Origin of the sequence: Micromonospora halotolerans, assembly GCF_032108445.1 — a bacterium.
GTDB classification, from domain to species: Bacteria; Actinomycetota; Actinomycetes; order Mycobacteriales; family Micromonosporaceae; genus Micromonospora; species Micromonospora halotolerans.
The window spans coordinates 494,111-514,933 of record NZ_CP134876.1; the positions used below are offsets into that span (position 1 = coordinate 494,111).

The 20,823-nt window shown below is 74.5% G+C and carries 18 protein-coding genes; 11 read left to right on the forward strand and 7 right to left on the reverse strand.

Annotated features, from left to right (window positions below; all coding sequences use genetic code 11):
• Window positions 1-38: 38 nt before the first annotated feature.
• From RMN56_RS02180 to iolC, 6 genes are read right to left on the reverse strand one after another with little or no spacing between them, the layout of a single operon-like run.
• Window positions 39-1,133, reverse strand: a complete 1,095-nt coding sequence (locus RMN56_RS02180) for a hypothetical protein (RefSeq protein WP_313722180.1) — start codon at window positions 1,131-1,133, stop codon at window positions 39-41.
• Window positions 1,130-1,696: an RNA polymerase sigma factor gene (locus tag RMN56_RS02185; protein WP_313722182.1), complete on the reverse strand. Its 567-nt coding sequence runs from the start codon at window positions 1,694-1,696 to the stop codon at window positions 1,130-1,132. The genes RMN56_RS02180 and RMN56_RS02185 overlap by 4 nt, the downstream gene beginning before the upstream one ends.
• 45 nt (window positions 1,697-1,741) lie before the next feature.
• Complete coding sequence (iolD, locus tag RMN56_RS02190; RefSeq protein WP_313722183.1) at window positions 1,742-3,586, reverse strand: 3D-(3,5/4)-trihydroxycyclohexane-1,2-dione acylhydrolase (decyclizing); 1,845 nt, start codon at window positions 3,584-3,586, stop codon at window positions 1,742-1,744.
• On the reverse strand, window positions 3,586-4,482 hold the full coding sequence (gene iolB, locus RMN56_RS02195; protein ID WP_313722184.1) for a 5-deoxy-glucuronate isomerase: 897 nt from the start codon (window positions 4,480-4,482) through the stop codon (window positions 3,586-3,588). Before iolB ends, iolD begins: the two co-directional genes overlap by 1 nt.
• Window positions 4,479-5,366, reverse strand: a complete 888-nt coding sequence (locus RMN56_RS02200; protein WP_313722185.1) for a Cgl0159 family (beta/alpha)8-fold protein — start codon at window positions 5,364-5,366, stop codon at window positions 4,479-4,481. Before RMN56_RS02200 ends, iolB begins: the two co-directional genes overlap by 4 nt.
• On the reverse strand, window positions 5,363-6,346 hold the full coding sequence (gene iolC, locus RMN56_RS02205; protein WP_313722186.1) for a 5-dehydro-2-deoxygluconokinase: 984 nt from the start codon (window positions 6,344-6,346) through the stop codon (window positions 5,363-5,365). Before iolC ends, RMN56_RS02200 begins: the two co-directional genes overlap by 4 nt.
• A 187-nt stretch (window positions 6,347-6,533) precedes the next feature.
• On the opposite strand from iolC, the gene RMN56_RS02210 reads away from it, so the two are divergent.
• The 9 genes from RMN56_RS02210 to RMN56_RS02250 all read left to right on the forward strand — a co-directional run bounded on the left by RMN56_RS02210 (window position 6,534) and on the right by RMN56_RS02250 (window position 17,773).
• Window positions 6,534-7,271 (forward strand): GntR family transcriptional regulator, encoded by a 738-nt coding sequence (locus RMN56_RS02210; protein ID WP_313722187.1) that lies wholly within the window; start codon window positions 6,534-6,536, stop codon window positions 7,269-7,271.
• A gap of 154 nt (window positions 7,272-7,425) precedes the next feature.
• Window positions 7,426-8,823 carry an extracellular solute-binding protein gene (locus RMN56_RS02215; RefSeq protein ID WP_313722188.1) on the forward strand — a complete coding sequence of 466 codons (1,398 nt, stop codon included), beginning with the start codon at window positions 7,426-7,428 and terminating at the stop codon, window positions 8,821-8,823.
• Entirely contained in the window at window positions 8,798-9,745 is a 948-nt protein-coding gene (locus RMN56_RS02220; RefSeq protein ID WP_313722189.1) for a carbohydrate ABC transporter permease, read from the forward strand. Before RMN56_RS02215 ends, RMN56_RS02220 begins: the two co-directional genes overlap by 26 nt.
• Entirely contained in the window at window positions 9,742-10,614 is an 873-nt protein-coding gene (locus RMN56_RS02225; protein ID WP_313722191.1) for a carbohydrate ABC transporter permease, read from the forward strand. Before RMN56_RS02220 ends, RMN56_RS02225 begins: the two co-directional genes overlap by 4 nt.
• Complete coding sequence (locus tag RMN56_RS02230) at window positions 10,614-11,771, forward strand: ABC transporter ATP-binding protein (protein ID WP_313722192.1); 1,158 nt, start codon at window positions 10,614-10,616, stop codon at window positions 11,769-11,771. Before RMN56_RS02225 ends, RMN56_RS02230 begins: the two co-directional genes overlap by 1 nt.
• Before the next feature lie 2 nt (window positions 11,772-11,773).
• Complete coding sequence (locus tag RMN56_RS02235; RefSeq protein WP_313722193.1) at window positions 11,774-12,982, forward strand: CehA/McbA family metallohydrolase; 1,209 nt, start codon at window positions 11,774-11,776, stop codon at window positions 12,980-12,982.
• Window positions 12,973-13,884, forward strand: coding sequence for a sugar phosphate isomerase/epimerase family protein (locus RMN56_RS02240; RefSeq protein ID WP_313722194.1), 912 nt, complete (start codon window positions 12,973-12,975; stop codon window positions 13,882-13,884). The genes RMN56_RS02235 and RMN56_RS02240 overlap by 10 nt, the downstream gene beginning before the upstream one ends.
• The gene (locus tag RMN56_RS02245; protein WP_313722195.1) at window positions 13,881-15,026 is read left to right on the forward strand and encodes a Gfo/Idh/MocA family protein; all 1,146 of its coding nucleotides are present in this window, start codon (window positions 13,881-13,883) and stop codon (window positions 15,024-15,026) included. The genes RMN56_RS02240 and RMN56_RS02245 overlap by 4 nt, the downstream gene beginning before the upstream one ends.
• Window positions 15,026-17,773, forward strand: a complete 2,748-nt coding sequence (locus RMN56_RS02250) for a glycoside hydrolase family 38 N-terminal domain-containing protein (RefSeq protein WP_313722196.1) — start codon at window positions 15,026-15,028, stop codon at window positions 17,771-17,773. Before RMN56_RS02245 ends, RMN56_RS02250 begins: the two co-directional genes overlap by 1 nt.
• Before the next feature lie 27 nt (window positions 17,774-17,800).
• On the opposite strand, the gene RMN56_RS02255 is transcribed toward RMN56_RS02250, so the two are convergent.
• Entirely contained in the window at window positions 17,801-18,712 is a 912-nt protein-coding gene (locus tag RMN56_RS02255; protein ID WP_313722198.1) for an SCO6745 family protein, read from the reverse strand.
• Window positions 18,713-18,914: 202 nt separating this feature from the next.
• Between RMN56_RS02255 and RMN56_RS02260 the strand changes: the two genes are divergently transcribed.
• Window positions 18,915-19,874 carry a zinc metalloprotease gene (locus RMN56_RS02260; protein ID WP_313722200.1) on the forward strand — a complete coding sequence of 320 codons (960 nt, stop codon included), beginning with the start codon at window positions 18,915-18,917 and terminating at the stop codon, window positions 19,872-19,874.
• 121 nt (window positions 19,875-19,995) lie between these two features.
• A complete protein-coding gene (locus RMN56_RS02265) occupies window positions 19,996-20,673 on the forward strand; it encodes a TMEM175 family protein (RefSeq protein ID WP_313722202.1) in 678 nt (225 codons plus the stop codon).
• The last annotated feature ends 150 nt before the right edge of the window (window positions 20,674-20,823 follow it).

Sequence of the window (20,823 nt, forward strand, 5' to 3'; positions counted from 1 at the left end):
CCGCGGCGGGAGCGCCGGCACGGCCGGGACAGGGAGTGTCAGCCGCAGCCCAACGCCTGGTCGTAGCCGCGCGGCACGTCCCCGGCGACGACCTTGTCCGCGGTCTCCCAGAACACCTCCGGCCAGTCGCCCTCGTCCTTCATCTGGTGCAGCACCTTCCAGTTGTGGCTGCTGCGCAGCGCGTCGGCGGCCCGCCGGAGGGCGGCGTCGTCGCCGGCCCGCTTGGCGCGCTGCCATTCGGCGATCCAGGCGCAGCCGATCCGGGACGTCACCTGGGCACCGAACTGGTACGCGTCGTTGGTCCCGAGGCCGGCCAGCGCGGCCTTGTCGAAGTCCGGCGGCAGGGGAATGTCGGCGAGCACGACGGTGGCCCGCTCCTCCACGCGGGCCGGCGTGACGATCTCCGGCGGGAGCGCGGCCAGCCAGGTCCGCACGTCAACGCGGACGACGTGGGTGAGGGTCCGGTCGAACTCGGTCCGGTTCCCGCCGCCGGCGCGGAGTTCGACGAAGACGCCGTCGCGGGGGCGGAGCATGACCGCGAAGTCGTCCGAGCTGTAGCGGAACAGGTCACCGTCCCACCCGTCTACCTTCACCGCCTCCGGTGCGCTGACGTGGCGCCGGTCCGCGTGGTAGCCGTCGTACTGGTCGGCCGGGTACCAGTTCATGTCGAACTGCCGTCCGCCCTTGCCGAACGCGATGGTGCCCTGCTTCTCGGCGAACCCGTAGACGGTGATCACCCGCCAGCCGGGCTCGTCGATCAACAGTCGGGGGTTCTGCTCGGCGGCCTTCAACGCCACCGGCGAGTAGACGACGGAGGTGGCCGGCCCGGCGGTCGGCCCGGCGGAGGTGCCCCCCGGGGCGGCCTGGCGGTCGCCCGGCGGCGCGCCGAACATCGTGGACACGGCGATGAGGCCGACGAGCGCCGCGGCCGCGGTCAGCGGGCCGGCGAGGCGGCGGACCAGGCCGCGACGCGCCCGGGAGCGGGGCTGCGGTGCTTCGGCGACGCGGTCGAGCGTCGGTTCGGACATGATTTCCTCCAGGAGGGCCTGCTTCGCCCCTTCGAGGCGCCCGATGACATCGGGTCGGTAAGGGTCGGCGTCTCGGACCATCCGGTCGAGGTGCTCCTCGGTCATCTGCCCTCCTTCGGGGCGGGTGCGGTCACGACGTCGAGTACATGTCCGGGTCGTCCGAGGTCGTCACCGACGAGTTCGCGGAGCCGGGCCCGCGCCCGCGAGAGGCGGGTACGCACGGCGGCCGGGCTCACCCGGAGGACCTCGGCCGCCTCGCGCGGTTCGAGTCCCTCCCAGACGGTGAGCAGCAGCACCTCCCGGTCCAGCTCCCCCAGCCGGGTCAGCGCGGCCCGGATGGCGAGCCGTTCCGGCACCTCGCTGCCCGGGTCGCCGCCGATCACCGCGGTGATCCGTTGGCGTAGCCGCTCCCCCAGCCGCTGCCGGCGTACGCCGCCGCGGTGGTGGTTGGCGAGCACGCGGCGGGCGACGCCGTACAGCCAGAGCCGGGCCTCGCCGTCGGCCGGCAGGTCCCGTCTTCGGCGCCAGGCGACCAGGAAGGTCTCGGCGACGACGTCGGCCGCGTCCTCGGGCTGCGCGACGCGGCGCAGGGCGTACGCCAGCAGCGGCCCGAAGTCGGCCGCGTAGACGCGTCGGAAGCGTTCCTCGTGCTCGGTCCCGGAGCTCACGTCCGTCCCATGTCCGGTCGGGCCCCCATCGTGACAGGGAATCCGTCAGCCGGGATGCAGGTGCGTGCGCCGGGTCTTGCGTCCCGCCTCGTACGCCGCCCGGGCGGCCCGCCCCTCCACGGTGGTGGAGACCTCGGCGACCGGCACGTCCCACCAGGCGCCGGCGTCCGGTCCGGCCTCGAACCGGTCGGTCCGCACGTGCACCACGGTGGTCCGGGTGACCGCCTTCGCCGTCGCCAGCGCCGCGCGGAGCTGCGCCATGGTGGACACCCGGATCAGGTCGGCGCCGAGGCTCGCCGCGTTGGCGCCGAGGTCGATCGGCAGCGGCTCCCCGGACCGGTCGGCGTAGGCGGTGCCGAGCCGGTGCGCGCCGACGCTCTCCGAGAGCCGGCCGATCGAGGCGAAGCCGGAGTTGTCGACCAGCACCACGACCAGCTTGACGCCCTCGGCGACCGCGGTGGCCAGCTCGCTGGGCAGCATGAGGTAGGAGCCGTCGCCGACCAGCACGAACACCTCGCGCTCCGGCGCGGCCAGCTTCACCCCGATCCCGCCGGCGATCTCGTAGCCCATGCAGGAGTAGCCGTACTCGACGTGGTAGCTCTTGGGGTCCTCGCTGCGCCACAGCCGGTGCAGGTCGCCGGGCATCGACCCGGCGGCGCACACCACCACGCCGCGCGGGCCGGCGGCGTCGTTGACGGCGCCGATCACCGCGGTCTGGGTGGGCGGCGCGTCCGGGTCGGCGTGCCGGGCGCGGTCCGCGACGGCCGTCCACCGCTCGCGCAGCCGGGTCACCGACTCCCGGTACGCCGGCTCGGTGGCCCAGCCGGCGCAGGCCTCGCCGAGGACCGTGAGGCTCTCCCGCGCGTCGCCGACGACCTGCGTGCCGGACAGTTTCGCCGCGTCGAAGCGGGTGACGTTGAGGTTGACGAACCGCGTGCCGTCGCCGAACAGGGTGCCGGAGGCGGTGGTGAAGTCGCTGTAGCGGGTGCCCACCCCGATCACCACGTCCGCGCCGGCCGCGATCTCGTTGGCGGCGGTGGTGCCGGTGACGCCGACCGCGCCGAGGGCGAGCGGATGGTCGTGCCGCAGCGCGCCGGTGCCGGCCTGGGACTCGGCGACCGGCACGCCGTGCTCCTCGGCGAACCGGCGCAGCGCCTCGGTCGCCCCGCTGTAGATCACCCCGCCGCCGGCCACCAGCAGCGGCCGGCGGGCCGCCCGCACGATCCCGGCCGCGCGGGCCAGCGCCGCCTCGTCGGCGCGGGGCCGCGGCACGTGCCAGACCCGTTCGGCGAACAGCTCGTCCGGCCAGTCGTACGCCTCGGCCTGCACGTCCTGCGGCAGGGCGAGGGTGACCGCGCCGGTCTCCGCCGGGTCGGTGAGCACCCGCATGGCGGCGAGCAGCGCCACGGGCAGCTGCTCGGGCCGGTTGATCCGGTCCCAGTAGCGGGAGACCGGCCGCAGCGCGTCGGTGACGCTCACGTCGTAGGAGCGCGGGTCCTCCAGCTCCTGGAGCACCGGGTTGGCGACCCGGGTGGCGAAGATGTCGCCGGGCAGGAGCAGCACCGGCAGCCGGTTGATGGTGGCGCCGGCGGCGCCGGTGACCAGGTTCGTGGCGCCGGGGCCGATCGAGGTGGTGCAGGCCAGGGTGCTGAGCCGGTCGGTCATCCGGGCGTACGCCGCGGCCGTGTGCACCATGCCCTGCTCGGTGCGGCAGAGGTGGTACGGCAGGTCGGCGCCGGCGGTGGCCAGGGCCTCGCCGAGCCCGGCGACGTTGCCGTGGCCGAAGATGCCGAAGCAGGCCGGGACGAGCCGCTGCCGCCGCCCGTCGCGCTCGGAGAACTGCCGGGCCAGGAACGTCACGACCGCCTGCGCCACCGTCAACCTGGGCATCACGCCTCCTTCGTCCCGGGCCGGGTCAGCGGCAGCCGCGGGTCCACCGGTTGGCCGACCCAGCTGCCCCGGATCCAGCCGTGCCGGGGATCGTCCACACAGGCCATGGTCCGGGCGGCGCCGGGTCCGGCCAGCACGTTCAGGTAGTAGAGGTCGTAGCCCGGGGCGGCCATCGACGGCCCGTGGTAGCCGTAGGGGACGAGCACCACGTCGCCGGTGCGCACCTCGGCCAGCACGTCGATGGGCCGGTCGGCGGTGCCGTAGACCCGCTGGTAGCCCACCGGCCCCTCGCCGGGCGCACCGCCGGCCACCTCGAAGTAGTAGACCTCCTCCAGCGCGGCCTCGACCCGCCCGTCGTCGTACGCCCGCTCCTGCTCGTGCTTGTGCGGCGGGTACGACGACCAGTTGCCGCCGGGCGTGAGCACCTCCACGGCGACCAGCCGGTCGCAGTCGAAGGCGTCCGGCGCGCAGAAGTTGTTGACCTGCCGGCTGGCCGGGCCGGCGCCGCGCAGTTCCACCGGCACGTCGCGGGCCGCGCCGTAGCGGGGCGACAGCCGGCGGGTGGCCCGCGCCGACGGCAGCGCGAAGCGTCCCGCGCCGCGGATCGTCACGTCGGCGTCCCGAGGCAGGTAGGCGAAGTCGGTGACCGCGGCGAACACCGACTCGCGCCCGGTCAGCGCGAGCCGTAGCCCGTCGCAGTGCACGGTGGCGGCGCCGGCCAGCGGCAGGACCAGCATCTCCTCGTCGCCGGTGGTGAAGCTGACCTCGCCGCCGGCGGGCAGGGTGAGCACCCGCAGCCCGGCGTAGGTCCAGCCGGCTCGCTCGGGGGTGACCTCCAGCGCCCACGGCGCGCGGGCCGTGCCGCCCCAGGGCAGGTGCGCGTCGGGGGTCCTCACGCGTCCTGCCCGGTGGGCAGCAGCGACCCGGCCAGGTCCACGGCGGCGGCCACGTCGTCGGCGGGCGGGTAGAGCAGCGCCCGGCCGACCACCAGGCCGCGCACGCCGGGCAGCCGCAACGCCCGCGCCCACCGGGCGTACACGACGTCCGGCGCCTCCACCGGGTCGCCGCCGAGGAGCAGGACCGGCAGCGTGGTCGCGGCCATCACCCGCTCCATCTCGTCGACGGCCGGCAGCTTCAACCAGGTGTACGCGCTGGTCGCGCCGAGCGCCTGCCCGACGCTGACACCCTTGATGACCGCCTCCGGGCGCAGGTCGGCGCTGACCCGGCCGCCGTCGCGGGCCACCCACAGCGGTTCGACGAGCGCCACGGTGCGGTGCGCGGCGAGGGCGGTGACCGCCTGGGCGCAGGCCTGGAGGGTGGAGGCGGTGGCCGGGTCGTCCGGGTCGATCCGGCAGAGCATCTTGCCGCCGTCGTAGCGCATCGCGGCGATGCTGTCGGCGTCGTAGGCGGTGAACCGGTCGTCGAGTTCGAAGGTGGCGCCGGAGAGGCCGCCGCGGTTCATCGAGCCGATGGCCAGGCGGTTCTCCAGCGCCCCGAGCAGCAGCAGGTCCTCCAGGATGTCCGGGGTGCCGAGCACGCCGTCGACGCCGGGCCGGGACAGCGCCACGCGCAACCGGTCGAGCAGGTCCACCCGCCCGGCCATGGCCATCGGCCGATCGCGTACGCCGAGGGCGCCGCGGGCCGGGTGGTCGGCGGCGATGATGAACAGCGGCCGGCCGGGTTCGGGCCAGGGCCGGCGGGTACGGCGGGCGGCGGCTTCGGCGATCGCCTGCGGCCGGTGCGCGCGGGTGCGGGTCAGCGCGTCGTACTCGGTGCTCACCGGTCTTCTCCTGTCAGGGCGGCGGTCGACGGCGCCGGACGCGGTGTGGCGTCCCCGGCCAGCGCCGCCGTCTCGGCGTAGTCGGGCATGGCGGCGGAGCAGGCCAGTCGGGAGGCGACGATCGCGCCGGCGGCGTTGGCGAAGCGCATGGTCCGCTCCAGCGGCCAGCCGCGCAGCAGCCCCAGGCAGAGCGCGCCGCCGAAGGCGTCGCCGGCGCCCAGCCCGTTGACCACGTCCACCGGCACCGGCGGCACCCGTACGCTCTGCTCGGCGGTGCGGGCCAGCACGCCCTCCGGGCCGAGCTTGACCACGGCGAGCCGGGGCCCGCGTTCGAGCAGCAGCGCGGCGGCCCGGTCCGGGTCGCGGGTGCCGACCGCGATCTCCACCTCGTCGAGGTTGCCGACGGCGACGGTGACCCGGGGCAGCGCCTCGGCGACGGCCGCGGTCGCGGCCGCCGGGTCGGGCCAGAACATCGGCCGGTAGTCGAGGTCCAGCACGGTGTGCGGGCGACCGGCGCGGGCGGCGAGCGCGGCGGTGTGCGCGTCCCGGCTGGGCTGCTGGCACAGGCCGGTGCCGGTGAGCCAGAAGACGCGGGCCGAGGTGACGGCGTCGAGGTCCAGCTCCTCGGGCCGGATCTGGAGGTCGGGGGCCGTGGGCGTGCGGTAGAACCACAGCGGGAAGTGGTCCGGCGGGAAGATCTCGCAGAAGGTGATCGGGGTGGGCAGCCCGTCGACCGGGCGGACCTGGCTGTCGTCCACACCGAACTCGCGCAGCGCCCGGTGCACGTAGCCGGCGAAGGCGTCGGCGCCGGTGCGGGTGATCAACCCGGCGCGCAGGCCCTGCCGGCTGGCCGCGACCGCCACGTTGGTGGGGCTGCCGCCGAGGAACCTGCCGAACGTCTCGACCTCGGCCAGCGGCGTGGCGACCTGCAACGGATAGATGTCCACCCCGACCCGGCCGATGGTGAGCACATCGAGCATGCGGCGCCCTCCGTCCCGGCCGGCGTCGGCGTGTCCGCCAGCTCGATTCCGTCCCTGATTGGTAACAGTGCCTACGAGTTGTGTCAATGTGTTGTCATGACAACCGTGCTCTGCGCTCCGTGATCGCTTCGGTACAGTGACGCGCATCAGCACGCCGATCCCGCGCAGCCGCAGCGAGGAGGATTCCGTGACCGGCCCCGAGATCGCGGTCGACCGCAGCAGCCCGGTCCCGCTCTACTTCCAGGTCGCGCAGCAGTTCGCCGCGGCGATCCAGCGCGGTGAGCTGGCCCCGGGTGACCGCCTGGACAGCGAGTTGCAGCTGGCCGACCGGCTGGGCCTGTCCCGGCCCACCGTGCGGCAGGCCATCCAGCACCTGGTCGACAAGGGACTGATCGTCCGCCGGCGGGGCGTGGGCACCCAGGTGGTGCGGGGCGAGGTCCGCCGGGCCGTCGAGCTGACCAGCCTGCACGACGACCTGGTCCGCGCCGGCCAACGGCCGTCCACCTCGGTGCTGGAGCTGGCCACCGTGGCCTGCCCGCCGGCGGTCGCCGCCGCCCTCGGCGTGCCACCCGGCGGCGAGGTGCAGCACCTGCGCCGGCTGCGGTTCTCCGACGGGGAACCGCTCGCGCTCATGGAGAACTGGCTGCCGGTCGACCAGCCGCGGCTCACCATGGCGGCCCTGCAGGCCGACGGCCTCTACGCGATCCTGCGTGCCGGCGGGCGGCGGATCCGCGGCGCCCAGCAGCGGATCGGGGCGCGGGCCGCCACGGCCGCCGAGGCACAGATGCTGGGCGAGCGGCGTGGCGCGCCCGTGCTCACCATGACCCGCACCGCGTACGACGACCAGGGCCGCTACGTCGAGCACGGCGCCCACATCTACCGCGCCAGCCGCTACTCCCTCGAGGTGACCGTCGCCGAGCGGTGACGGTGGATGTTTCGCGCTCATTTCACTGACAGGTATTTACGTCGTCAGGCTGTCATGACATTGTGGCCGCAAGCACCGCCGGCGGCGGACGTGCGGCCGGTGGGGCGACCCCGCGAGTCTCTTCGAAGTTCCTCCTTGCGAAGGGAAACAGCCCATGTCAGCCAAGCCGAGACGCGCCGCCGGCGTGCTCGCCGCCTTCACCGCCGTCGCCCTCGCCGCCACGGCCTGCGGCGGCTCGGACGAGCCCGCCGGTAAGGACGCCAAGAACATCACCCTCACCATCTCCGCCAATTCCATCGTCGGCGGCAAGAACTCCGCCGGCGCGGAGTGGATCGAGAAGTGGGTCATCCCCAAGTTCGTCGAGGCGCAGAAGGCCAAGGGCGTCACCGCCAAGGTGACGTTCGTGCCCAGTGGCGTCGACGACGAGCAGTACAAGACCAAGCTGGCCCTGGACCTGCGCTCCAAGGGCGGCGCCGACGTGATCGCCGTGGACGGCATCTGGGTCGGCGAGTTCGTCCAGGCCGGCTACCTCAAGCCGCTGTCCGAGGTGGCCGGTGACCAGGTCGAATCCTGGGAGGGCTGGTCCCAGATCCCGGAGACCGTGCAGGGCCTCGGCTCGTTCGAGAACAAGCGCTACGCCATCCCGCTCGGCACCGACGGCCGGGTCCTCTACTACAACAAGAAGCTCTTCGCCCGGGCCGGCCTGCCCGCCGACTGGCAGCCGAAGAGCTGGCAGGAGATCCTCGACGCCGGCGCCAAGCTCAAGGCGCTGCCCGGGGTGACGCCGATCCAGATCAACGCCGGCACCGCGATGGGCGAGGCCACCTCCATGCAGGGCGCACTGCCGCTCCTGGTCGGCGCGGGCGGCGAGATCTACAAGGACGGCAAGTGGTCCGGCGCCACCCAGCCGGTCAAGGACATGCTCGACTTCTACGGCAAGGTCTACGGCGGCGGCCTGGGCGACCCGAAGCTCCAGCAGGAGGCCAAGGGCCGCGACAAGTCGTTCGCCGAGTTCGCCGCCGGCAAGATCGGCATCCTCGCCGAGGGCGACTACTTCTGGCGCAGCGTCGTCAACCCGAAAACCGGCATCGCCAAGATGGCCGACCGGGACACCACCGTCGGCTACGCGATGATCCCGGCCAAGCAGCCCGGCGCCGGCATCCGGGGCCAGGACTTCGTCAGCATGTCCGGTGGCGGTGTGCGGACGCTCAACCCCAACTCGAAGTTCCCCTCGCAGGCGTGGGAGCTGCTGTCGTTCATGCACTCGGCCGAGGCGGTCAAGGCCGAACTCGCCGGCGAGGCCCGCATCACCGCGCGGCAGGACGTCAACAAGGAGGTCCTCGCGGGCGACCCGATGCTGAGCTTCGTGACCGAGAAGGTGCTGCCGGTGACCGCGTACCGGCCGCCGCTGGCGGTGTACCCGCAGGTGTCGGTGGCGCTGCAGGAGGCCACCGCCGCCGCCACGGCCGGCAAGAGCGCCGACGAGGCGGCCGCCGAGTACCAGAAGAAGGTCGAAGGGTTCGTCGGTGGTCCAGGTAACGTCACCTCCTGACGAGGTGGTCGAGGGAGTGCGCCCGGTCACGGGCGCCTCCCCGGCCCCCGACGCCGCCGGGCTCGGCCGGGCCCGGGCCACCGGGTTCCTCGTCCCGGCCATGGTGCTCATCCTGGTCTTCCTCGTGGTGCCAGCCGCCTGGACGATCTACCTGGGCGTGACCAACTACCGGCTCACCGGCCTGGCCGCCGCCCACCCCGAGGTCGTCGGCCTGGACAACTACACCCAGGCCCTCGGTGACGAGCGGTTCCGCACCTCCCTGCTGCTGACCCTGCAGTTCGTCCTCGGCTCGGCGGTGATCGGCCAGGCCGGTCTCGGCTTCGCCATCGCGTTCGCGCTGCGCGACCGCCGCGGCCCGCTGCGCCGGGTGGTCGAAGGGTTCGTGCTGCTCTCCTGGATCCTGCCCAGCTCGGTGGTCGCCTTCCTCTGGATCGCCCTGCTCGACCGGGACGCCGGCACGCTCAACGCGCTGCTCGGCATCCCCGGGACGGCCTGGCTGCTGGACCACCCGATGCTGTCGATCATCGTTTTCAACACCTGGCGCGGCACCGCCTTCTCGATGATGCTCTACGCCGCCGCGCTGGAGAACGTCCCCCGCTCGCACCTGGAGACCGCCCGGCTGGCCGGCGCCTCGACCTGGCAGCAGCTGCGCGACGTGGTCTTCCCCCGCATCCGCGGGCACGTGCTGACCAACCTGCTGCTGATCAGCCTCTGGACGTTCAACGACTTCGCGCCGTTCCTGATCACCGCCGGCGGGCCCGAGCAGCGCTCGGAGATCCTGCCGGTCTACGTCTACAAGGTGGCGCTCTCCGGCGGCGAACTCGGCTTCGGCGCGGCCATCTCGTTCATCATGCTGCTGATCAACCTGGTCATCGCGCTGGTCTACCTGCGGATGCTGGGCCGGCGGAAGGAGGCGGCGTGACCACCGACACGGCGACCGCGCCCACCACCGAGTCGACCCGGCCCACGGTCGCGGTACGCCACCTGCTCGCCCAGATCGGCCGCTACACGTTCCTCTGCGCCGTGCTGGGCTTCTTCGCGCTGCCGCTGCTGTGGCTGGCCACCGCCCCGTTCGACGACACCCCGACCGTCACCGCCTCGCTGCCGCGGTTCACCCTGGACAACTTCCGCGCCCTGCTGGACAACCCGTACGCGCTGAGCTCGCTGCTCAACTCGGTCTACCTGGCCGCCGGCACGGCGGCGCTGGTGGTGACCTTCGCGGCCCTCGCCGCGTACGCGCTGAGCCGGGTCCGGGTGCCCGGCCGCGACGCCCTGCTCTACGGCCTGCTGCTGCTGTCCTCGATCGTCACCGGCACCGCCACCATGGTGCCGCTGTTCGAGCTGGCCTTCCGGCTCAACCTGATCGACTCCCGGCTCGGCGTCATCCTGATCCTCAGCGGCGGGCTGCTGCCCGCGGCCATCTTCATCCTCAAGGACTTCATGGACTCCACCCCGACGTCCTACGAGGAGTCGGCCCGGGTCTTCGGCGCCAGCCCGTTGCAGATCATGCGGCACATCGTGGTGCCGCTGGTCCGTCCCGGCCTGGCCACCGTCGGTGTGTGGGCGGTGGCCAACGTCTGGGGCAACTTCCTGGTGCCGTTCCTGCTGCTGCGCGGGCCGGACAAGGCCCCCGCCGCGGTGATCATGTACACCCTCTACACCGAGGGCGGGCAGGCCGACCTGCGGCTGCTCTCCACCTTCTCGCTGCTCTACTCGCTGCCGGTGGCGCTCATGTTCGTCTTCGTCAGCAGCCGATACGGGTTCCGCTTCCACGGAGGGATCAAGCGCTGATGTCCGCCATCACCATGCGCGAGCTGACCAAGGTCTACCCCGGTGGGGTACGTGCCCTGGACGCCCTCGACCTGGAGATCGCCGACGGGGAGTTCTTCGCCCTGCTCGGCCCGTCCGGCTGCGGCAAGACCACCCTGCTGCGCACGATCGCCGGCCTGGAGGTCGCCTCCGGCGGCAGCGTGCGGATCGGCGAGCGGGACGTCACCAACCTGCCGCCGGGCAAGCGCGACGTGGCCATGGTCTTCCAGGACTACGCGCTGTTCCCGCACATGACCGTGCGGGACAACATCGCCTACCCGCTGCGGATCAAGAAGGTCGACCGGCGCAGCCGCGGCAGCAAGGCCGCCGACACGGCCGACGAGCTCGGCCTGTCCGGGCTGCTGGAACGCCGCCCCGGGCAGCTCTCCGGCGGCCAGCAGCAGCGCGTCGCCCTGGCCCGGGCGATGGCCTGCCACCCGCAGGTGTTCCTGCTCGACGAGCCGCTGTCCAACCTCGACGCCCGGCTGCGGCTGGAGGCCCGGACCTTCCTCAAGCGCCTCCAGCGGGAGCTGGGCGTCACCACCGTCTTCGTCACCCACGACCAGGCCGAGGCACTGGCCCTGGCCGACCGGATCGCGGTGATGGAGGGCGGCCGGATCCGCCAGGTCGGCACCCCCACCGAGGTGTTCCGCCGCCCCGCCAACACCTTCGTCGCCGGCTTCATCGGCTCCACCCCCATGAATCTGATCGACGCGCGGGTGCGGGGCGACGAGCTGGCCGTGGCCCGCGCCCGGCTACCGCTGCCCGACGACGCCCGCGACCGGGTCGCCGACGGCGAGCGGCTGGTCTACGGCATCCGCCCCGAATACCTCGACTACTCCCCCACCGCGGTCCCCGGCGCGCTGACCGGCGAGGTCGTCGTCGTGGAGAACCTCGGCAGCGTCTCCCTGGTCTCGCTGGACGTGCCCACCGACGACGCCGAGGCGGGCGACGCGGCCGGCGACCCGGGCCGGACCAGCGTGCAGGTCGTGGTGCCCGAGGGCGGCGAACCGGAACCGGGCGACACCGGCTGGGCCGTGCCCCGCCCCGGCCGGTCACTGCTCTACCGGGACGGCAACCTGGTCACCGCCGCCGCCGGTGTGCCCGCCCCCCGGGCCGACGCGGCCGTCCGGAGCTGACCGTGGTCGTGCACCGCGGCAGGTGGACCCTGCAGGACCGGGCCGACGACGTGCTGCGCGCCCTGCCGGTCACCGTCGCACCCGGCACCGCCGCGCTCACCGTCCGGCTGGACTATCCCCGCGAGGCCGGGGTGCTCGACCTGGGCTGCGTCGGTCCGGACGGCTTCCGCGGCTGGTCCGGCGGCGCCCGCGACGGCTACACCGTGGCCGCCGACTGGGCCACCCCCGGCTACCTGCCGGGCGAGCTGGAACCCGGCGAGTGGCAGGTGCTGCTGCGGTTGCACCGCATCCCACCGGACGGGCTGGACTACGAGGTCACCGCCACCACCACCAGCACGCCGCCGCCGGCGCCGCCCGCACCGGCGGCGCCACCGCGCCCCGACCGCCCGCCCCGCCGCGACCTGCCCACCGTCGACGGCCGGCGGTGGCTCGCCGGTGACCTGCACGCGCACACCGTGCACAGCGACGGCAGCCAGACCATCGACGAGCTGGCCGCGCTGGCCGCCGCCCGCGGCCTGGACTTCCTCGCCGTCACCGACCACAACACCGTCAGCCACCACCCGTGGCTGCCGGACGCCTCCGCCCGCTACGGCATCAGCCTGCTGCCCGGCCAGGAGGTGACCACCGACCGGGGGCACGCCAACGTGTTCGGGCCGGTGGGCTGGATCGACTTCCGCCGCCCGCCGGACGAGTGGCTCGCCGCCGCCCGGCGCGGCGGCGGGCTCATGTCGGTCAACCACCCCCTGGGCGGCGACTGCGCCTGGCGCCAACCCCTGGCCGACCGCACCCAGCTGGTCGAGGTGTGGCACTCCGGCTGGTGGGACCGCACCTGGGGCGCCCCCCTCGCCTGGGCGCGGGCCTGGCGGCCGGACGTCGTGGCGGTGGGCGGCAGCGACTTCCACCGCCCGGGCGACGACGCGCCGCCCGGCTCCCCCACCACCTGGGTGCTCGCCGACCCCGACCGCGCACCCGGCGACGCCGTGCTGGACGCGCTGCGCGGCGGCCGTACCGCCGTCTCCGCCGACCCAGGCGGGCCGCTGCTGCTGCGCCTCGGCGACGAGCTGCTGGCGCTCGACGCCGACGGCGCGCTGCTGGCCGACCCGGACGGCCGGCACCGGGTGGTCCGCGGCGACCGGTGCCTGCTGCCGGCCGGCGACGGGCTGCACGTCCTGGAGTCCCACCGCATGGAGGTGATCGCACTGTGCAGCTGACCGCACGCACGCGGGTGGCCGGCGCCCCCGTCAACTACGGCATCTACCAGCCCACCGGCGCACCCGTCGACCCCGAGGACCTGCTCGCGGCACTGGCCCGCGACGGCTACACCGGGGTGGACTCCGGCCCGATCGGCTACCTCGGCACCGGCGAGACCCTGGCGCGCCGGCTGACCGCGGCCGGCATCGGGCTGGCCGGCGGCTGGGTCGACCTGCGGTTCGCCGACCCGGCCGGCTTCGCCGAGGACCTGACCCAGCTCGACGCCGCGCTCGACGTGTTCACCGCCGCGCCGGTCGACGACCCCCGGTTCGCGCCCCGGCCGACCCTGGCCTGCCCCGGCAACCCGGGCCGGATGGCCCGGCCGGGCGTCCCGACCGACCTGGCGTCGGCGCTGCCCGCCGCGGCCTGGCCCGACTTCGCCGCCCGGGTGCAGCAGGCCGCCGACCGGTGCCGCGACCGTGGCCTGGAGCCGGTGTTCCACTACCACCTCGGCACCGACGTGGAGACCGAGGCGGAGGCCGACCGACTGCTCGAACTGACCGACATCGCCATCTGCCTGGACACCGGGCACCTGGCGCTGGCCGGGGGCGACCCGGTGGCCGCCGCGCGCCGCTGGGCCGGCCGGATCGGCCAGGTGCACCTGAAGGACGCCGACCTCGCCGCCCACGCCCGGGCCCGGGCGGCCGGCGGGGGCCTCATGGACGTGGTCGCGGCCGGCGGGTTCTGCGCCCTGGGCCGCGGCGACGTCGACCTCGCCGGGGTGTTCGCGGCGCTCGACGACACCGGCTACACGGGCTGGCTGGTGGTCGAGCAGGACGCCCCCGAGGACGGCCGGGACCTCGACCGGATCCGCGCCGACCAGCACGCCAACCGGCGGTGGCTCGAGGAGGCGCTGCGATGACCGAGCCCGGCAAGCGGATCCGGATCGCGGTGGCCGGGCTGGGCGTCATCGCCCGCACCGTGCACCTGCCGCTGCTGCAACGCCGCGCCGACCTGTTCGAGATCGTCGCGCTGGCCGACCTGTCCCCGTCCCGGCTGACCGAGCTGGGTGAGCGGTACGGCGTCGAGCCCGCCCGCCGCTACACCGACGCGGCCCGCATGGTCACCGACGGCGGCTGCGACGCCGTGCTGCTGGCCACCTCCGGCTCGCACGGCGACCTGGCCGCGCTGGCGCTGCGCGCCGGCCTGCCCGTGCTGTGCGAGAAGCCGCTGGCCTACACCCTGCGCGAGACGGCCCGGCTGGCCGAGCTGGGCGCCGGCAGCCCGGCGCTGATGGTCGGCTACATGAAGCAGTACGACCCGGCGGTGGCCGAGGCCGCGCGGCTGCTGGCGGACCTCGGCGGCGCGGAGCGGGTGCATGCCGTGGAGGTGACCGTGCTGCACGCCGGCGGCGACCGGCAGCTGCGCTTCGCCAACCTGCCGCCGGCCGCCGGCGACGTGCCGGCCGAGGAGGTGGCCCGGCTGTCCGCCGCCGACCGGGCGCTGCTCGACACCGCCGTCGGCGCCGACCCGGGCGCCCGCGCCCTCTACCAGATCCTGATCAACAGCATCTCGCACGACCTGTCCCTGCTGCGCCTGTTCACCGGGGCGCCGGCCACCGTGGAGCAGGTCGCCACCTGGCCGCTGCGCCCCGACGGCCCCGTGGAGCCGTCGGTGGAGATCAGCGGGCGGCTGCCGGGCGGGGCACGCTACGGCATCCGGTGGCTCAACCTGCCGGACTACCCCGCCTACCGGGAGACGGTCACCCTGCACCACGCCCGCGGCTCGCTGGAGCTGGTGTTCCCCTCGCCGTACCTGCTGAACGCGCCGACCACGCTGACCGTGGTGGACGAGCACGGCGGCGGCGAGCGGCGGGCCGCGTACCGGTCGGTGACCGAGGCGTTCGAGCAGGAACTGGTCGCGTTCCACGCGATGGTCACGGCGGGTGCCGCGCCGCTGACCGGCATCGCCGAGGGCGCGGCCGACGTACGGACCAGCCAGCAGGTGGTACGCCGCTACGGGGAGCTGACCGGGGCGGCGATCGGCGGAGAGGCGGCGAGCTGATGACGCGACCGACCGAGATCATCGTGGTCCCGCACACCCACTGGGACCGGGAGTGGTACGAGCCGTTCCAGCGGTTCCGGCTGCGGCTGGTGGCGCTGCTGGACGACGTGTTCGACCGGATGGAGCGCGACCCGCGGCAGCGGTTCACGCTCGACGGGCAGCTCGCCGCGGTCGACGACTACCTGGAGGTGCGCCCCGAGCGGCGGGAGCAGGTGATCGACCTGGTCCGGGCCGGCCGGCTGTCGGTGGGCCCCTGGCAGATCCTGCTCGACGAGTTCCTCTGCTCCGGGGAGAACATCGTCCGCAACCTGGAACGCGGGCTGGCGCGCAGCGCCGACCTGGGCGGCGCCATGCCGGTCGGCTACCTGCCCGACATGTTCGGCCACATCGCCCAGATGCCGCAGATCCTGGCCGGCGCCGGGCTGGCGCACGCCTGCGTGTTCCGGGGTGTGCCCGAGCGGGTGCACACTCACGCCTTCGCCTGGCAGGCGCCCGACGGCACCACGGTCCGCACCCAGTACCTGCCCGGCGGCTACGGCAGCGCGGCCGGTCTCATGGAGGACGCCGCGCAGGTCACCCGCCGGGCCGGCGACCTGGCCGACCGGCTCGCCGGGTGGCGCCCGGCCGGCGACGACACCCCGGTGCTGGCCATGTACGGCACCGACCACGCGGCGCCGGCGCCGGACGCCCCCGACCTGCTGGCCACCGCCGACGTCGCGGGCACCCGGCTGCGGCTGGGCACCCTCGCCGAGTACTTCGCCACCCAGCCGGCCACGGTCGACGGCCTGCCCGTGGTGCGCGGCGAGCTGCGCTCGCACGCCCGGGCCAACATCCTGCCCGGCGTGATCTCCGTCCGGGCGCACCTGAAGCAGGCGATGAACCGCGCCGAGCGGCGCGTCGAACGGTACGCCGAACCGCTCGCCGCGCTCACCCACGACGGGTCCGTGCAGCGCTTCCTCGACATGGCCTGGACCCGGCTGATCGACGCGAGCTGCCACGACTCGGTGACCGGCTGCGGCTGCGACGAGACCGCCGAGCAGGTCGCCGCCCGGCTCGCCGAGGCCGACCAGCTCGGCCGGGCGGTCTGCGACCTGGTCGGCACGCGGCTGTCGACCGCCGTGCCCCGGGACGGCTACCTGCTGTTCAATCCCACTCCGGCGGCGCGTACCGCGCTGGTGTGCCTGGACGTGGAGACGCCGGCCGACGGCGCCGTGGCGCTCGCCGACGCCGCCGGCCGCCGCGTGGCCACCCAGGTGCTCGACCGCAACCGCACGCTGCTCGCCGACGACGTCGTGCCGGCGGCCGACCTGCCGGCCGTGCTCACCCGGGTGCACGGTCGGGAGCTGTACGGCCAGGAGGTCACGGCCTGGTCCGTCTCACCCGACGACGCCACCCTCACCTTCCAGGTGGCCCGCCACGGCGACCCGGCCTTCGACGTGGAGGACGTCCGCCTGGCGCTCGCCGCCGCCGCGCAGCCCGACCGGTGGCGGGTACGGATCCTCGCCGCTCCCCGGGCCACCGTGGCCGCCCTGGTCGACGTGCCCCCGCTGGGGCGCGCCGCGGTCCGGCCGGCGCCGCTGCCGGCGACCGCGACGCCCGCGTCCGACCCGGTCACGGTGGCCGGCCGCAGCCTCGACAACGGCCTGCTCCGGGTCGACGTCGCCGAGGACGGCACCCTGGCGCTGTCCACCCCGGACGGGGTGACCGTGGACGGGGTCGGCCGGATCGTCGACGGCGGCGACGTGGGCGACAGCTACAACTACGCCCCGCCGGCCGCCGACGAACTGGTCGACAAGCCGCGGGCCGTGCGGACCGTCGTGCGCCACGACGGTCCGCTGGTGGCCGTCCTGGAGGTGGTACGCGAGTACCGCTGGCCGGTGGCCGCGGACGTCGACGCCGGCTCCCGCGCCGTGGACCGGGAACCCGTCACCGTGACCACCCGGGTCGAGCTGCGGCGCGGCGAGGGCTTCGTCCGGCTGCGCGTCGAGTTCGACAACCGTTGCGACGACCACCGGGTGCGGCTGCACCTGCCACTGCCGTCACCGGCCGACACCTCGTACGCCGAGGGCCAGTTCGCCGTCGTGGCGCGCGGCCTGACGGCCGAGGGCGGTGGCGGCGAGGTGCCACTACCCACCTTCCCGGCCAACGGGTTCGTCGCGGCCGGCGGGCCGGACGGCGCGCTCGCCGTGCTGCTGACCCAACCCACCGAGTACGAGCTGACCGACGCGGGCCGCGAGCTGGCGGTCACCGTGCTGCGGTCGATCGGGATGCTGTCGCGCAACCGGCACGCGCTGCGCGACGAGCCCGCCGGGCCGCAGCTGCCCACACCTCAGGCGCAGTGCCGGGGCACCCGCACGGTCGAGCTGGCGGTGCTGCCGTACCGGGGCGCCTGGCACGAGGCGGGGGTGCTGGCGGCGGCCGAGGCGTACCGGCACGAGGTGCTGGCGTTCCCGGGCACCGCCGACCCGGCCACCGCGCTGCCCGCGCCGACGGTCGGGCTCTCCGTCGACGGTCCGGGCGTCGCGGTGACCAGCGTCCGGGACCGGGCGGGCCGCACCGAGGTGCGCCTGGCGGCGCAGACCCCGGTCGACACCACCGCCGTGCTCGGCGGCGCGCCGGTCCGCGGGGCGTGGCGGGCGGACCTGCTCGGCCGGACCGGCGAGCCGCTCGCCGTCGGCGGGGACGGGCTGGTCCGGTTGCCGCTGCGGGCCTGGGAGATCGCCACGGTGCAGCTCGATCTGACCTGACGCCGCCGGGGCGTGGCCGCGCCGGGCTCAGTCTCGGCGCGGCACGGCGTTGTCGACATCGAGCAGTCCGGCGGCGACCACGGCCCGGCTCAGCGGCCGGGTCAGCTCGGCGAGGCGGGCGCACCCGTCGGCGCCGAGCACCGCGTACGCGGGCGTGGCGAGCCGGTCGGTGGCCGCCTCGATCCACGCGCGCTGCGCCCGTCCGCTGTCGGTCAGCGCGGGCTCGTCGCCCTCGACCAGCCCGCGCCCGCGCAGCCGGTCGATGGCGTCCGCCCACTGCTCGCCGGTCCAGCCCCGCGTGCGGCGCAGGAAGCGGACCGACACCTCGCCGGAGGCGGCGTGCAGCACCAGCGCCTCCAGCCCGGTCAGGCCGGCGAGCACCAGGGCGGCCACGTGCCCGTCGCCACGGAACTCCCGCAGGAGCGTCTGGGCCTGCCAGAGGATCAGGTGCGGCTGGTCCGGCCAGGGCAGCGCGGCGTGGGCGGCGAACAGCGGCCGCCCCTCGGGGTACGCGGTGGCGGACTCGGCGGCGCGCCGGGCCAGTTCGGCGGCCTCGACCAGCTCCGGGGACCGCACGGCGTCGTCCAGCGCCCGGGTGAGGGCCGCGTCGGCGGCGTCCCGCCGGGCGGCCAGCACGGCGGCCGGCGCCGCCCGCTCCCAGGCGGCCGGCAGCACTCGGGCCACGAGGTCCGGGTTGAAGTTGAAGAAGCTGGCCACCACCGGGCCGGGCCCGACCGGCCCCAGGGCGGCCGCGCGGGAGGCGAAGTAGCCGGCCGGCGCGGGCAGGCCGAGGGCGGCGTACCGCTCGTGCGCCTCGGGCACGAAGTAGATCATCGCGTGCAGGGGCTCGGTCACCCGCCAGGCGCGGCGCACGGCGGCCGGGTCGAGGGCCGCCGGCTGCTGCCCGCCCGGATCCGTCAGCGCTGTCAGGTCCGCCATCTCACTGCCTTCCGCCGGGAACGTTACCGACCGGTAGGTTCCCATGCCGGCGGCGGCGTGTCACCCGCCGGGTGCGCAGGCGGCCCGATGGGGCCTTTTGCTCAGGTCAGCGGCGTGTTCTCATACCGGAACGACGACAACCTGCTGGCGGCCGCGTCCGTCCATCCAGGTCGGTGACACCATCCCGGCGAAAGGTGCAACGATGCACAGAAGACCAACCTTCCAGCTGGCGGTCCTGACCGCCACCGCGGCGACATTCCTGGGGGCCGGCGGAGCATCCGCGGCGGCGGGCACGGCAGTGTCCGCGACCGCCTCCGCGGGCGTGACGGCGTGCGCCCCGGGCGACGGGCACGGCGCGGCGCGGGTGAGCGAGGGCGCCACCGCCCAGGAGCCCGAGCTGTATTCCAAGAACGAGGCGAACGCCTACGGCGTGATCAAGGATTCGCCGCGCCTGCCCAACGGCAGCGTCACCGTGCCCACGGTCTTCCACATGGTCTCCGACCACGCCCTCAGCGCGGCGGAGACCACCAGGTGGAAGACCCTGATCGCGGCGCAGATGACCGTGCTCAACGACTCGTACGCCGGCCGCACCGCGGCGGACGCCTCCGACACCCCGTTCCGGTTCTCGCTCGTCGGGACGACGTGGACGGTGAACAGCGACTGGTACACGGTCGTGCCCGGCAAGAACGAGCGCGACATGAAGAAGGCGCTGTACACGGGCGACGCCCGCACGTTGAACGTGTACGCGGCCAACATCGGCGGCGGCCTGCTCGGCTGGGCGTACTTCCCCAAGGGCTACAACAACGGCCGGGACTACATCGACGGCGTGGTGATGCTCGACGAGTCGATGCCCGGCGGGACGGCGGGCAAGTACGCCCTGGGTGACACGCTGACGCACGAGGTCGGGCACTGGCTGATGCTGGAGCACACCTTCGCGCACGGGTGCTCGGCCTCGGGCGACTTCGTGGCGGACACCCCGCGGGAGGCGGCGCCGCAGTTCAACTGCCCGATCGGCGCGGACACCTGCACCGCACCCGGGCTGGACCCGATCCACAACTTCATGGACTACACGCAGGACTCCTGCATGAACATGTTCACCGCCGGACAGGCGGACCGGATGAGTGACGCCTGGGTGGCGTTCCGGTCCGGCGGCGTCAAGTAGCACCAGGTAGCGGGGGTCGACGGACCGCTTGTCGCGGCCCGTCGACCCCTTCCGGGTACGACACCGCGAATTGCCGCCCGGCGTGCGTGTCCCGCCGGGGTCGGTGCCGGATGCTGGGACCGTGCCAGAACCCGCCCGCACGCCGGGAACCTCGTCACCGTTCGGCATCGAGCGGAATCCGTCCCGGGTCGTCGCGTTCACCGACGCGGTCCTCGCCATCGCCGTCACGCTGCTCGTCCTGGAGATCCGCCCGCCGCAGGACAGCCGGCACCTGCTGCACGGCCTCGTCACGCTCTGGCCGTCCTACCTGGCCTACGCCGTCACGTTCATGTTGATCGGGCAGGTGTGGGCCAATCACCACGTCATGTTCGACCAGATCCGCACCGCCGACCGGACGGTGCTGTTCCTCAACACCGTGCTGCTCATGGACATCGCATTCCTGCCCTTCGCCGCCTCGGTGCTGGCCCAGGCGTTCCGCGAGGGGCACGGTGAGCGCGTCGCCGTCGTCCTCCACGGCCTCACGTTCGAACTGGCGGCGGTCCTGTTCAACGCCATCTGGGCGTACGCGCGCCGCCGTCCCCGGCTGCTCGTGGCCACCCTCGACGCCGCCGGCGCCAGGGCCATCGGCGGGCGCTTCCGGCTCGCCCTCACCTGGATCGCCGCCGGCACCCTGCTGGGCGCCCTCGTTCCCGCCCTCGGCGTCACGGTGATCGCCGCGTTCATTCCCTTCTACTGGCTGCCGATCCGGGGCGAGAACCGCCCGGCGGGCGCCCGCCGTGGTCGGGCCGATCCGGTGTGACCGCGGGGGCCGGAACGGCAACCGGACGGACTCACCCGGGCGGTGGCGAAGTTCCCGAAACGTCCCGATCGGCCGGTCTGGCGCCCTCATCATGACAACGAGACAGAACGCGAGCGTCAGGAGGCAAGGACATGAAGCGTCGACGGAGCA